The organism is Citrobacter sp. Igbk 17 (assembly GCF_028069775.1).
Lineage (GTDB): Bacteria > Pseudomonadota > Gammaproteobacteria > Enterobacterales > Enterobacteriaceae > Citrobacter.
Genome location: NZ_JANEWI010000023.1, coordinates 1 through 13,522 on the forward strand (window position 1 = coordinate 1; position 13,522 = coordinate 13,522).

Sequence of the window (13,522 nt, forward strand, 5' to 3'; positions counted from 1 at the left end):
GATTCGATTAATAATATGAGGGGAATGGCTATTTCATGCGTTAAAAAAATAAATTAACCCAGGATGATCGCCATCACTGTCAAGCATGTTTGTCTGTGTCAGGATGGTTTATAGCAAAAGGAGGGATGATGATGCTAGGTTGGGTAATTACCTGTCATGACGATAAGGCACAGGATATGCTGCAGCGTCTGGAAAGAAAGTACGGTCCACAGGCACAGTGCCGGGCAGTCAGCTTCTGGCGTGGACTCAGTTCGAATATGTTAAGCCGTATGATGTGCGATGCTTTGCATGCCACAGACTCCGGTGAGGGCGTCATCTTTCTGACGGATATTGCTGGCGCTGCACCGTACCGTGTCGCCTCGTTGATGAGTCATAAGCATCCCCAGTGTGAAGTTATTTCCGGTATCAGCTACGCATTGCTGGAGCAAATGCTAATATCGCGGGAATCTTTGAGCAGTTCTGCCTTTCGTGACCGTATCGTGACGCTTGGTGGGCCTGACGTCTCGAGCCTCTGGCATCAACAACAGAAAAATCCGCCTTTCGTATTGCTGCATGATTTGTATGCGTGTTAATCATTGGTATTGATAGCGATTTTGCTACAATAATCGAAGTTTCTCGCCTCGGTTATCTTATATGGTGATGCGCGCTCTGTTGGTTTTGTTGCTCCTGTTCTCCGGTAGCGTTGCTGCGGCGTTGCCTGCTCGTTATATGCAAACCACTGAAGCGGCTGCCGTTTGGGCGCAGATCGGTAATAAAATGGTGACGGTAGGGAATATACGCGCCGGCCAAATCCTCTCAGTAGAGCCAATTGCCGCTGACTACTATGAATTCACCTTTGGCTTTGGTACCGGGTTTATCGATAAGGGACATCTGGAGCCTGTTCAGGGGCGGCAGAAAGTTGACGATGGTTTAGGTGACCTCAACAAACCGCTCAGCAATCAAAGCCTGATAACCTGGAAAGACACACCCGTTTATAATGCCCCGGATGTTGGGAGTGCTCCGTTTGGCGTACTGGCGGACAACCTGCGCTATCCCATAATTAGTAAGCTTAAAGACCGACTCAATCAGACCTGGTTTCAGATTCGCATTGGTGGCAGGCTGGCTTATATCAGCGCGCTGGATGCACAGGAAGACCACGGTATTCCTGTGTTGACCTACCATCATATTCTGCGTGATGAAGAGAATACTCGTTTTCGCCACACCTCCACGACCACCTCTGTGCGTGCGTTCAGTAACCAAATGGCCTGGCTACGGGATCGCGGTTACACCACGTTGACGATGTATCAACTGGAAGGCTACGTGCAGAATAAAATGAATCTGCCAGCACGAGCTGTTGTGCTGACGTTCGACGATGGCCTGAAGTCGGTCAGCCGTTATGCTTATCCTGTCCTCAGGCAGTTCGGGATGAAAGCGACAGCGTTTATTATTTCGTCGCGTATTAAGCGCCATCCCCAGAAGTGGGACCCGAAATCGCTGCAGTTTATGAGTCTCTCTGAATTGAATGGTATCAGGGATGTTTTTGACTTCCAGTCACATACCCATTTTTTGCACCGGGTAGATGCCAACCACCGGCCAATCCTGCTGAGTCGCAGTTATCACAATATTCTGTTTGATTTTGCGCGTTCGCGGCGGGCGCTTGCTCAGTTTAATCCCCATGTTATTTATCTTTCGTATCCGTTTGGTGGCTATAACGCAATAGCCGTCAATGCGGCAAAAGAGGCAGGGTTCCACATGGCGGTCACCACGGTGAGAGGGAAGGTGAAGCCGGGGGATAATCCGTACTTATTGAAACGACTTTATATTTTAAGAACGGATTCACTGGAAACGATGTCGCGGCTGATCAGCAATCAGCCGCAGGGGTAGGTCAGTAGTAGGTCATCAACACGGTGGCGGCGGCTTTGAACTCTCCAGCCTTCATCGTATTGCCGTCTTTGACCAACTGAGCGGTAAAATCGATCACGTTAGCGGTGGTGCTTGAGCCTGTATTGAAGTTGTAATGTGTTTGGGCATATGAGTTAGGGATAAACTGAGATGACGTGTTTGATCCGGACATCAGCTTGACGCCCACGCCGGAGGCGGCGTTGGTGGTGAGCGTATTCCCCAGTAGATCGTTACTGCTTCCCGTGGTTTTATTCGAGGTGATTTTTACATCAACGCCAAACAGGTTATTGCAGCCCTTAAGCTGTACGGCAACGTCATGACTACGTGCTGACTGGTTAAAATCGGCAAGCATATAGTCACCGAGGTCGATATTGGTTGAGCCATCGCTGAGTGCTGCGGTCTGGCAGGTGGTGGTAGTAATGGGGATTTGAAAGCTGGTTGGGGTAACGTTGAATGTCCAGGGCTTGTTATTGCTATCGGTTCTGTCGCCAATCGCCATTTGTCCCAGCGAGAAGCTGGCTTTTGGCGTTAATGTGACGATACCGCTGGTATTCCCGGCAAACTCGGCGTTGTACTGATAAATATGAATAAGCGCTTTCCAGGTCTTGTTTTTCCAGCGTTCGTCGTCGTGGTCAGCTTCAAGAGTTTCCCAGCCATCGGTGGTGACTCCCGTATTTTTGAAAAAACCACCGCCTGCGTCAGAATAAATTTTGGCAGTAAAGTAGATACCTGGAATATTGGTGTAATACAACGCTGCGCTGTCATCATACGCGCTCCCGGCGTGAACATAGGCTGTATCTGCCTTTTCCTTCAACACCTCGCCATCGTTACCCAGGCTACAGGTGGATTGCAGAGACGGGCTTAGCGTTAAATTAACTGTGGCGAGCAATACCTCATCATTTGAATACCCGGGCCCACTGGACTGGCTCCAGCGGATATTATTTGAGGATATGCCATTCACCAGTGTTGTCGTACCGCCGCCGCCGTTACCAAACCGACACTCAATAGCGGCTTGCGCTGGACCCGCCGTAATTAACAGCGCGGCGAGCAGAAAATAAATATGCCTTACTGGCGTTCGCCGTGTGATAAACATGAGTAACCTTCCTTCATCCTGAATTAGTTATAAATGGTGCTGACCAGTACGTTGCTGGTAATTTTTCCTGTACTCACCGGGCCCGTATTTTGCAGCCGGGCATAGAACTCATACTCGGCGGCCCAGGCACTGTTCTCTATATTCATTGTGACGTTAGATGTGCCATCGCTATTGAGCACGTTAGTGTGGTGCGCAGTAGAGAAAATAACGATGCCGACGTTATCCGCGCCGCTTGCTGTCACGGGGGTCTCATTGATAAACACCTGCTTGCTGCCCGTTGGCCACTGTCCGTTTTGCGGCTGGAAACTAAAGTTCAGTGAATTTACCGTAATATTATCTCCCGGGCAGTTTTCCACTTTTATTGAGAAGGCCGTACCCGCAGCCGCATCGGTGGGGGCAAGACGTGAGCTGCCGTCAGCGTTATAAAACCAACCTTTTCCGACGGTGGGGAGATGTACCTGCCCACTGTCAGAAACCGAGATCTGGCAGGTGTTTTCAACAATATTGGCGCTGAGGGTCATCTCCAGATTTGCGTCACCGGCCTGGCAACCACATGCGACTGCCAGGCACGCCGAAAGGCTGAAGATAGAACGTATTTTTTTACTCAGCGTGAATAACACGATTCCCTACCTTATCTTCTATTGGTACGTCACCAGGAATGTGACCGGAGCTCTGATGTTGCCAGCCTTCACGTCGCTGATAGTGCGTGCCTTGGCAATCACGATCCGGGCATCCATCTCAACATCGACGTTGCTATCGCTAATGGTGATGTTCTGTGCGGGTTTGCTATTGCAGCTTAAGAGCGTGCCCGCGCCAGCTTCTCCCTTCCAGATTTCAAAACCAGTGGCGTTGCCCGCCGAGAAAGAATCGCCGTCAGAATCCGGGCCGGAACAGCCGCCACCGCTGCCGGAAGTGGCCTGAATACTGGCAGATTTAACGCCTACGCAATCGCTGAAGGCAATTTTGAAGGCTTCGCTGCGGCTCTGAGCAACCAGATCGGATTTAAATACGTCACCAAAAGCGAGTTCACTGATAGATTGTCCGCCCGCACTCTGGATTTGCGCTGTGCAGGTACCGGCTTCAATCGTTGATGTGAACGTCGCCTGGACGCTGGTGGTGCCGGTGATGTCCGCGAGCGTCACCGTGGAGTAACCGGCGGTGAGTAAGGTGGCGACGATCAAAGATGTCAGGGTATATATTTTCATTTTTTGGTTCCTTGCCGTTATTCATACTCAAAATTGAACGTTGCGATGGCGCTGAAAATACCGGTTGTTCCTTTACCGGTTGCCGTTTCCATGAGGCGGGCAACTAATGGCACCTCCTGGGCGCTGATTTCGCTTGATGTCCAAAATAGGCTTTTGGCATCGTCGGTGGCGTTTATTTCAAAAGGCTGATCGGGAGTCACGGCTCGGGCAATGCTGACGCCAACGTTGCTGGCCGCATTATCGGTCGCCGAATTGCCAATGGCCGTCTGGATGCTGGAGACGTTACCGGTGATGGTGGTTTTCAGTTTGGTTAAGCTTGATGGGCAATCGACGATTTTGAGCTTAAACGCGGTTGTCGCGGAGCTGTCGGCGTTGATGATTTTATCCAGTTGGGTAATCCCGCCGCTGCCGATGGGAATAATATTGTTTGTGCCGTCACCGCTACCGCCTTCAAGGGTCATATCGCAGGTTGTCTCGCGAAGCGTTGCGGTTAATGTCAGGTCGAGATTGAGCGTGCCGCTGGCCATAGCCGACGTGCTTACGCACAGCGTTAGCAGGATGATAATACGTAAAAAGAACCGTGATGATTGCATAAAAACTCCTTGTAAAAACTATTCCATCTGGCATATTTGGTTATTTAGCATGATGCTTAATCCCACTTTCTGTGCAGACTCCGTAATGCGATATGTCACTGTACAACTACTGTTGGCGGTATTTCCCCATATGACGCGTAGCGTGCCATTGTCCTGCACGCCGCGGACATAAGCCTGCCCCGCCTGGCCGACTGCGCCTATTGAAAGCCCTTGCTCATTGAGCACGTCTGCACCAAGCGGAATAAAACCGTTGTCTGAGCGGTGCAGGTCGAGCAGCAGTGAGCGGCCCTGATCGGTTTCAAAATCAACACGAATGACGGCGCCGCTGCGCGGTACGGCGGTTGTACTGGTGTTTTTAATCTCCACGTCGGATTCAAGGTCAGAGATATCAAGACCAATCGTGTTTTCCCGGTAAGCAGATAAATACGGCATGATGGCATAGCCAGAGCCGTCGATAACGCCATCACCAGTCGTTAAATGCGCACCCTCTGCGCCGGGAGCGCTGACCAGCGCCAGCGTATCGGTGTCGCCGATGCTGCCGGGGGCGAGCGTGAGTCCGCCGGCGTGCAGCAGCATGCCGCCACTGTAGCTCAAGGAGGTCTGGCGGTTACTCCTGTCTGCTGCGGAGGCCGAAAGGCTTAAGGGGCCATAAGCGCTGTTGTAGCTACCGTATCCGCCGATTTGCCTGGTGTCGCTACCATCAGCATGAGTCGTGCTGGCATTGATGCTATAGCTGAAGCGGTAATCTTCGGTATTGCCGTTAGCGCTGGTATTCAGCGTTGAATTCTTTTTGAAGTCGGAACTCAGGCTGGTGTTGATGCTGGAGAACCCGCCCGGGGATTCTCCGTGGTTAAACAGCGTCCCCAGCGGAATACTGAGGTTGAGATACAGCCGATCGTCTTTTTCGCCGTATTCGTTATAGCTGCGCTGCAATGAAATACTGTAGCTGCCAAGACTGAATGAGTTGTTATAACCTACTGAATATTGGGAGGTTGTGCTGCTGCTATTCCAGTAGTTCTGCCAGCTTCCGGTCAGATAAAGCGAACCATAATCCTTTTTTTCCGCAGCCAAAGGTTGGCTCACGTTAATCTGTATCTGATTTTTCATCCGCTGATAGCTGTCATAGGTGCTGTTACTATTGTTGTCTGTGTTGTTTTGAATTTCGTCGGTGAGCGTGGCCGCATCGCTTAGTGTCAGATAGTTTGCCGTTGAAAAACGGTAGGCGGCGACGTTGAAAGAGGTGCGTGTTGGCTCAATCAGCTTGCTCCAGGAGAGGCGATAGCTTTGGCCACTTAACGGGCCCAGGCCGCTGATATCAGCATCGGAATAGGTGGTATCGAATGAGAATGCGCCCAGCCGTGTATTGATGGCCAACCCCAGCAGGCCGGAGAAATAATGGTTATCGGCATACTGTGCGCCAGCGTATCCCGTGACAAGATCCGTTAAGCCGTAAAAGCCGGAGAGGTAGCCTACTTTGGGCCGTGTCTTCAAATTGCTATCATTCAGCTCACCCAAGCCAATATCCCAGCGGGCATTGCCGGGGCGAATGAGCTGGCTAACGGAAGAGTAGGGGACGGAAAAGGTTCGCTGGCTGCCGTCGGATTCTTCGACGGTAACTACCAGATCGCTGCCGTAGCCCACGGTGCTCAGGTCGCTAATTTCGAATTCGCCCGGCGGGACGGTGCTTTCATAAATTTTATTGCCGCTTTGCGTCACGGTGACTTTAGCATTACTGGTGGCGACACCATGAATCCTGGGCGCATACGTGGAGATCCCGCCCGGCAGCATGCGGTCATCGTTATAAATACGCATTCCGCGCAGGTTGAAAGCGTTAAATATATCGCCACGCGTATAGGAGTCGCCAAGCAACAACTGCGAATGTAGCCTTGTAAGGTCGCGCTGTAGATAAATGTCCTGACTGGCGTAGTCGGCGCCGCTATCCTGATCCCAGTTGAGGGTGCCTCGCGAACGCAGGCGCCACGGCCCAAAATTCAGACCATATTTTAGTCCAGCATAGGCGGTTTCTGTCGTGCTGTTTGCGCTATGGTTACGCCAGGCGTTGAGATCGTATGAAACCATGGCTGCGACTATCCCATCATCCCAGAGCGAAGGATCAATATAGCCGTTCGGGTGACTGTCGATATAAATCTGCGGCGAATTAAGGTTGAGCTCCTGATTACCAGAGTCAAAATTCCAACTCATACCGGGAAAGACGCTGGTGATATCAATGCAGGTTTCTTCGTCGTTATCTTTCAATTTGTCTTTAATTGCATCTGCTTTAATCCCTATCTGCATCAGTATTTTGGTAGTAAAGCAGGGGGTGGCTCGCGGCGTGTTATTGTCCTTAAAGGTAAAGTCTGTCAGTAGCTTTTTTCTTTTGTTTAGCGACAGTTGGGTTTTGAACGTCCCTGGAATAATGGGATTGCCTTTTGAGAAGCGGCTAACATCAATATTATTGCCAGTGTTAAACAAGAACAGATCGTTGAATTCGACATCTTCATCAGAAGATTGGGGTGTAGAGGTATCGACCGCATAGGATGGAGCCTGAGCAGCAAAATAGATAAAAATGCAGTAAATAGAGCGGCGCAGTAACAATCTCTTCACTAATCCATTAGTTACTAACAGCAGAGGCTCTGCTGGCAGGTTGTTATGTTATTTAATGACTGCCTGGTGTTGTTCTACTCCTCCGAAATCATTAATCGATGCATAAGTAATTTTTGCGACTTTAGCCGAACGGGTATGCGTTAATGCCATTGCCTGACTGCTGAATGGCGCGACAGTGTGTGGCTCAACCTCTTCGGGTGTGCCTCCTAACTGAGCGGTTACTTTTGCCAGCGAGATGTAATAGGGCGAATCGTTGTGTGCAACCAAAACGGATTTGCTGTTTTGCTGCTGTTGAGACCATGTGAGCTGTGCCGCTGCGGTTGAAGGACTGCTTTTCAATCCATTTGGGCGGAAGAACATTTTGATACGGGTACGGAACGCCAGTTGCAGCATATTCTGGGTTTCAACGTTTTTGGCTTTTGATGGCACCTCAAGTACGTTAAACCAGAACAGGGTTTCTCTGTCCTGAGGTAAAGGTTGACCAAGCCAGGTAATACGTACCGTCTGACCGTTTCCGGCATCGACGCGCGATACTGGTGGTGTGATGACAAAGGGAAGCTTCAATTCCTGCGGGCTCGTGGTATCGCGGCCATCGTCCAGCCAGGTTTGCACTAATAACGGCTTTTTACCGCGGTTTTCCATATTCACCGTTACGTCTTTTGCTGATTCCGGATAGATAACACGGGTGCCGGAAATCACAATATCGGCGAGAGCGACATGAGATGTCAGTAGGGTCGCGCTAAACAATAGCGCTGATTGGGCGGTTTTAGTGAGATTCATCATATTCATCCATAAATATCAAAGGCGCTTCTCCTGATAGTTAAGCGCCTGTTTATCAAATAATTATTGATAGGTCATTGTGAAGGTTGCGGTGCTGCTTACGCTACCAGAGGTGATATCCGTTGTACCTTTGACCCAGTCAGCACTGGGGACATAGGCCACGCGATAGGCGAGGGTGCCTTCACCGGTACTGATATCTGCGGTTTGAGAGTTGTTATCAGCGAGCCCGATGTTAATACGCGTTTTATCCGTGCTAGCGTTGTTGTAGAGCGCCAGGTTGACGTTGTTAGCATGGCCAGACACGACAGGATTGTTTTTTAGCGTACCGTTACTGAGATCGGCAAACTGCTGTGAGGTAAAGACCGCGGAGGCTTTTGTTAGCCCATCAGGGCAATTACTGAGTTTCAGTTCGAACTCTTTTTCACCCACCCCTTTATCGATGGTTGTGCCTTCAACATCGCTTTTCTTTACAACGGGGAGCGGAACGTAGACATCGTTTGTATCAAAGCCGTCATTGGTCGTGATGGTACAGGTCGTATCCGTGACTGCGCCATCAAATGTAATAAGACCTATGTCGACAGCCTGGGCTGAAAGAGAACCCATTGTGGCTACAGCGAAGGCGGTGGCCAGAGTTGTTTTATAAATCATATATAACATCCATTTATGAGTGGTGATGGAAAATTAATTCATTTAATTTTCTATGTGCACTTACGATTATATTTACGAAAAATAATCCTGTTTCATTATATTTTCTAAAAAGATTATTAAGTTTTATTTGATGTTTGGTGAGTATACCTTACTAGATTACGTGGGGAGCCTCCTCCAGTCCATTCAATGCAGGCTATGGCTTGTTTGAGGAAAGGATTAATTCAATGGAGTAGCGGCAGTGCGCAATAGATAAGGAAATGAGATATTATACAGCCGCATCAAAAATATTATGCTGCCGTATTACATTGGTGATAAATGTGCGGAGACAACCTGACTCATGCGGTCTCCGCAATTAGCATCAGGCAACCTGTACCGGAATGGCTTTCGCGGTACGCTTCATTTCGTTGTCGCCTTCAAAGTAGGCCACTTTCGGGCGCCATGTCCGAGCTTCTTCATCAGACATGGTGACGAAGCTGGCGATAATCACAATGTCGCCAACCTCAGCGCAGTGCGCTGCCGCACCATTCACCGAGATGATTTTGGAGCCGCGTTCAGCCGCAATCGCATAGGTTGAGAAACGTTTCCCATTCGTCACGTTCCAGATATCAATAGCTTCGTTTTCCAGAATACCGGAGGCATCAAGGAAATCCTGGTCGATGGCGCAGGAGCCTTCGTAATGCAGGTCCGCCTGCGTGACTTTTACGCGGTGGAGCTTGCCTTGCAGCATGGTGCGAATCATAACTTCTATACCCTGTCGTTTACCTTGGCTAAGCAGGCACAACTGGCCCGCTTTGAGAAATTTCTCAGGCAGTATTGCCCGATTTTTAACCCCTGTCTACAGGGCTAATGTAACGCTTTGATTATCGATCAGCCGTGCCTGGCCCAGCCATGCGGCGACCAGAATCACTGCACGCTTGCTGTTTTCAGTCAGTTCCAGCAGTGTGTCGGCATCGCGGATCTGAATATCGTCGGCGCGGAAACCTTTTTCATTCAGCTCCTGCGCGGCAATAGCAATAATCTCTTCCAGATCGCGCTCGCCAGCCTGTAATTTTTCGCCAATGCGGCTCATCACTTTGTACAAGCCGGGGGCGATTTTACGCTGCTCTGCCGTCAGATATCCGTTACGTGAGCTAAGGGCTAAGCCGTCTTTGGCGCGAATAATAGGCACACCGACGATCTCAATGTCATAACCCATATCCGCAACCATTTTGCGGATCAATGCTAACTGCTGGAAATCTTTTTCGCCAAAGCAGGCAACATCCGGCTGGATCAGGTTGAACAGTTTGCTGACGATGGTCGAAACGCCACGGAAGTGGCCCGGACGGCTGGCGCCTTCCAACATGGTAGAGAGGCCGGGAACATCAACGTACGTCTGGCCTTCCAGCCCCTGTGGGTAGATTTCCTCAACGGCTGGAGCAAAGATATAATCGACTTTACGTTTGTTCAGCTTTTCACAGTCTTCCTGCAGCGTGCGCGGATAGCGCACCAGATCTTCCGGTCGGTCGAATTGCATTGGGTTGACGAAAATGCTGACGATGACCACTTCGGCCTGGGCTTTTGCTTCATCGACCAGCTTCATGTGGCCGTCGTGTAGATTGCCCATGGTGGGAACCAGCGCCACACGTTTACCTTCCTGACGCAGACGGCGAATATGCTGGCGCAGCAGCGGCAGGGTTTCAATAATTAGCACACCTTGACTCCTTTAGTTGCCTGAGGGTCTGTAGGCCAGAGAAGCTGTTTGCGCCGCCATCCGGCAACGTGCGCCGAACCGCCTGATGGCGCTACGCTTATCAGGCCTACATCTCGTCAGAAAATTTAGTGGAAGCTATGTTCTTCGCCCGGGTAAACGCCGGATTCCACCTCAGCAATATACTGCCGCACCGCAGCGCGCATGTCGCCCGCTTCGGCAAGGAAATTTTTCGCGAATTTTGGAATATGACCGCCGGTAATGCCAAACGCATCGTGCATCACTAAAATCTGACCGTCGGTGACGTTGCCCGCGCCGATGCCGATCACCGGAATGGATAGCGCTTCGGTGATGCGTTTTGCCAGTTCAACCGGCACGCATTCCAGCACCAGCAGTTGAGCGCCAGCCGCTTCCAGTGCCAGTGCGTCGTCAAGTAGCGTTTGCCCGGCATCACCACGGCCTTGCACCTTATAGCCGCCAAAAATGTTGACTGACTGCGGGGTCAGACCCAGATGACCGCAAACCGGAACCGCGCGTTCAGTCAGCATTCTCACCGTATCGACCAACCATGCGCCGCCTTCAATCTTGACCATATTGGCACCCGCGCGCATCACAACCGCCGCGTTTGCAAAGGTTTGTTCTGGCGTAGCGTAGGCCATAAACGGGAGATCGGAAAGCAGCAGGCAGTTGGGTGCCCCGCGACGCACAGTGCGAGTATGGTAGGCAATATCGTCAACAGTGACCGGCAGGGTAGAGTCATGACCCTGAATCGTCATCCCCAGGGAATCACCCACCAGCATCACATTGATACCTTCGTCGGCAAAGAGTTTCGCGAAGCTGTAGTCGTAGGCCGTAATCGTCGCGAAGCGTTTCTTCTCTTGCTTGTATTTTTGCAGCAATGAGATTGTTGTCGGTTTCATAACATATCCTGATGGTGAAAGTCATATTTAACGGCATTCTAGCAGTCACATTCAGGGGGGCAATTGATTTAAGCAATCGTTTGGCGCGAAAGCAGTAAACGCTAAAGGGGAAGGATTACTTTACCAGTGTGCAGGTTTTGCCGCACCGAGTTGGGAGAGGTGTTGATGCAGGCGGGTTCCGTCCGGGAAGGTCAGTTCAGGTGCGATTTCAAAAAGTGGCCACAGCATAAAGCCGCGGTTTTTCATATCGTAGTGCGGTACGGTCAGACGTTCGGTGTTAATCACTTCATCACCAAACAGCATGATGTCGAGGTCCAGCGTACGCGGGCCCCAGCGCTCGGCTTTACGCACACGGCCCTGCTGCAACTCAATGCGTTGAGTGTGATTAAGTAACTCTTCCGCTGCAAGGGTGGTTTCCAGCGCGACGGCGGCATTCAGGTAATCGGGCTGATCCTGTGGGCCTAATGGCGGGGTGCGGTAAAAGGAAGAAACGGCGAGAATTTGGCTGTCCGGGATTTCACCGATCGCTTGCACGGCAGCATTAACCTGCTCCAGAGGAGAGGCTAAATTACTGCCGAGAGCGATATATACCCGTCGTCTTTCAAGCTGCATCTGTGTCACCGCCTTGATGCGACTCGAAATTTGTAGGGTATACGTGATGGGTCATGCGGAACCTTCGCGGCGCGGCGCACGCTTACGTGGACGACGATGACGACGACGTTCTGGTTCTTCATCAAGCTCGTTCAGCATGCCTTTTTGCTCTGGCGGAGCCGACACCTGGAATTCGCCCCACCACTGCGCCAGACGCTGCAGTTCGGCGTTATTTTCCACTTCGGCACGCAGCGCCAACAAGTCGTAGGCTGCGCGGAATTTTGGATGCTCCATCAGCTTCCAGGCGCGCTTACCCTGACGACGGGACATGCGTAACTGAAGCTGCCAGATATCACGGGTGAGCGACGTCAGGCGTTTCGGGATAGCCAGTGAACGACAGGCTTCATCCAGCACGTCGTTCATGGCCAGCGCGAAGGCGTCGTAATAGGCCAGACCGCTTTCCTGGGCAATTTTCTGCGCGGTTTCCAGCAACGGATACCAGAACATCGCCGCAAACAAGAAGGCCGGGTTCACGCGCATATCATTGTGGATACGGGTGTCGGTATTCTTTAGTACCTGGGCAATGATGCGTTCCATCGCGCTGTCACCGTCTTCGGTGAAATAGCGGGTGATGGTTGGGAACAGCGGCTGGAACAGGCTGTACTCACGCAGTTTTTTATAGGTTTCATAACCGTAGCCAGCCTGTAACAGCTTGAGTGCTTCTTCAAACAGGCGTGCAGGAGGAATATCGTTCAGCAGTGTTGCCAGGCGTGGGATCGGCTCTGCGGTTTCCGGGCTGATACGCATATCAAGCTTGGCTGCAAAGCGTACCGCGCGCAGCATACGCACGGGATCTTCACGATAGCGCGTTTCAGGATTGCCAATCAGACGGATGATGCCGTCTTCCAGATCCTGCATTCCACCCACGTAATCACGAACGGTGAAATCAGCCACGCTATAGTAGAGGCTGTTGATGGTGAAATCGCGGCGTTGGGCATCTTCTTCGATGGAACCGAAGATGTTGTCGCGCAACAGCATTCCGTTTTGCCCACGCTGTGACGTTGCACGATCGGCTTCGCTGCCTTCATGATGACCACGAAAAGTCGCGACTTCGATAATTTCCGGGCCAAACATGACGTGAGCCAGACGGAAACGACGCCCAACCAGGCGGCAGTTGCGAAACAACTTCCGTACCTGATCCGGTGTCGCGTTAGTGGTGACATCAAAGTCTTTCGGTTTTTTGCCCAGCAAAAGGTCGCGCACGCCACCGCCAACCAGCCATGCCTCGTATCCAGCCTTATTAAGCCTGTACATTACCTTCAGGGCATTTTCACTGATATCTTTGCGGGAGATAGAGTGCTGCTCACGCGGGATTACCGTCATATGCGGACGGGCGACGGCAAGCTCGGCCTCGCGCTCCTCGCGGCTTAGCACCTTGCGGCAAAAATTAGCGACTCGGGTAAAAATAGTGCACCTCGGTAGTGTCAAACTTCAGTCAGAACAAGTGTTGCTGTGTAAAA

General features: G+C 51.2%; 14 protein-coding genes. 2 read left to right on the forward strand and 12 right to left on the reverse strand.

The genetic code is table 11. The features are described from left to right. Positions 1–131: 131 nt before the first annotated feature. Both NNO08_RS14365 and NNO08_RS14370 read left to right on the forward strand, forming a co-directional pair. Positions 132–572 (forward strand): PTS sugar transporter subunit IIA, encoded by a 441-nt coding sequence (locus tag NNO08_RS14365; protein WP_271456994.1) that lies wholly within the window; start codon positions 132–134, stop codon positions 570–572. A gap of 61 nt (positions 573–633) precedes the next feature. Beyond that, positions 634–1,863, forward strand: a complete 1,230-nt coding sequence (locus tag NNO08_RS14370; protein ID WP_271456974.1) for a polysaccharide deacetylase family protein — start codon at positions 634–636, stop codon at positions 1,861–1,863. A gap of 1 nt (position 1,864) precedes the next feature. On the opposite strand, the gene NNO08_RS14375 is transcribed toward NNO08_RS14370, so the two are convergent. From NNO08_RS14375 to pcnB, 12 genes are all read right to left on the reverse strand, one after another. Then, positions 1,865–2,974 (reverse strand): fimbrial protein, encoded by a 1,110-nt coding sequence (locus tag NNO08_RS14375; RefSeq protein WP_271456975.1) that lies wholly within the window; start codon positions 2,972–2,974, stop codon positions 1,865–1,867. A 23-nt stretch (positions 2,975–2,997) separates the two neighbouring features. Continuing rightward, on the reverse strand, positions 2,998–3,594 hold the full coding sequence (locus tag NNO08_RS14380) for a fimbrial-like protein (protein WP_271456976.1): 597 nt from the start codon (positions 3,592–3,594) through the stop codon (positions 2,998–3,000). A gap of 18 nt (positions 3,595–3,612) precedes the next feature. Next, a complete protein-coding gene (locus tag NNO08_RS14385) occupies positions 3,613–4,179 on the reverse strand; it encodes a fimbrial protein (protein WP_271456977.1) in 567 nt (188 codons plus the stop codon). 17 nt (positions 4,180–4,196) lie between these two features. Next, positions 4,197–4,772 carry a fimbrial protein gene (locus tag NNO08_RS14390; protein WP_271456978.1) on the reverse strand — a complete coding sequence of 192 codons (576 nt, stop codon included), beginning with the start codon at positions 4,770–4,772 and terminating at the stop codon, positions 4,197–4,199. 18 nt (positions 4,773–4,790) lie between these two features. Beyond that, complete coding sequence (locus tag NNO08_RS14395; protein ID WP_271456995.1) at positions 4,791–7,367, reverse strand: outer membrane usher protein; 2,577 nt, start codon at positions 7,365–7,367, stop codon at positions 4,791–4,793. A 57-nt stretch (positions 7,368–7,424) separates the two neighbouring features. Then, positions 7,425–8,159, reverse strand: a complete 735-nt coding sequence (locus NNO08_RS14400) for a fimbrial chaperone (protein ID WP_271449992.1) — start codon at positions 8,157–8,159, stop codon at positions 7,425–7,427. Positions 8,160–8,219: 60 nt separating this feature from the next. Then, complete coding sequence (locus tag NNO08_RS14405) at positions 8,220–8,804, reverse strand: fimbrial protein (protein WP_442870784.1); 585 nt, start codon at positions 8,802–8,804, stop codon at positions 8,220–8,222. Positions 8,805–9,162: 358 nt separating this feature from the next. Further along, positions 9,163–9,543: an aspartate 1-decarboxylase gene (panD, locus tag NNO08_RS14410; RefSeq protein ID WP_023178331.1), complete on the reverse strand. Its 381-nt coding sequence runs from the start codon at positions 9,541–9,543 to the stop codon at positions 9,163–9,165. Between the two features lie 96 nt (positions 9,544–9,639). Beyond that, positions 9,640–10,494, reverse strand: a complete 855-nt coding sequence (panC, locus tag NNO08_RS14415; RefSeq protein ID WP_271456979.1) for a pantoate--beta-alanine ligase — start codon at positions 10,492–10,494, stop codon at positions 9,640–9,642. Between the two features lie 125 nt (positions 10,495–10,619). Then, entirely contained in the window at positions 10,620–11,411 is a 792-nt protein-coding gene (panB, locus tag NNO08_RS14420) for a 3-methyl-2-oxobutanoate hydroxymethyltransferase (RefSeq protein WP_137383692.1), read from the reverse strand. A gap of 120 nt (positions 11,412–11,531) precedes the next feature. Further along, positions 11,532–12,023 (reverse strand): 2-amino-4-hydroxy-6-hydroxymethyldihydropteridine diphosphokinase, encoded by a 492-nt coding sequence (folK, locus tag NNO08_RS14425; protein WP_271450071.1) that lies wholly within the window; start codon positions 12,021–12,023, stop codon positions 11,532–11,534. A 51-nt stretch (positions 12,024–12,074) separates the two neighbouring features. Next, positions 12,075–13,469 carry a polynucleotide adenylyltransferase PcnB gene (pcnB, locus tag NNO08_RS14430; protein WP_212734722.1) on the reverse strand — a complete coding sequence of 465 codons (1,395 nt, stop codon included), beginning with the start codon at positions 13,467–13,469 and terminating at the stop codon, positions 12,075–12,077. Positions 13,470–13,522 lie beyond the last annotated feature (53 nt).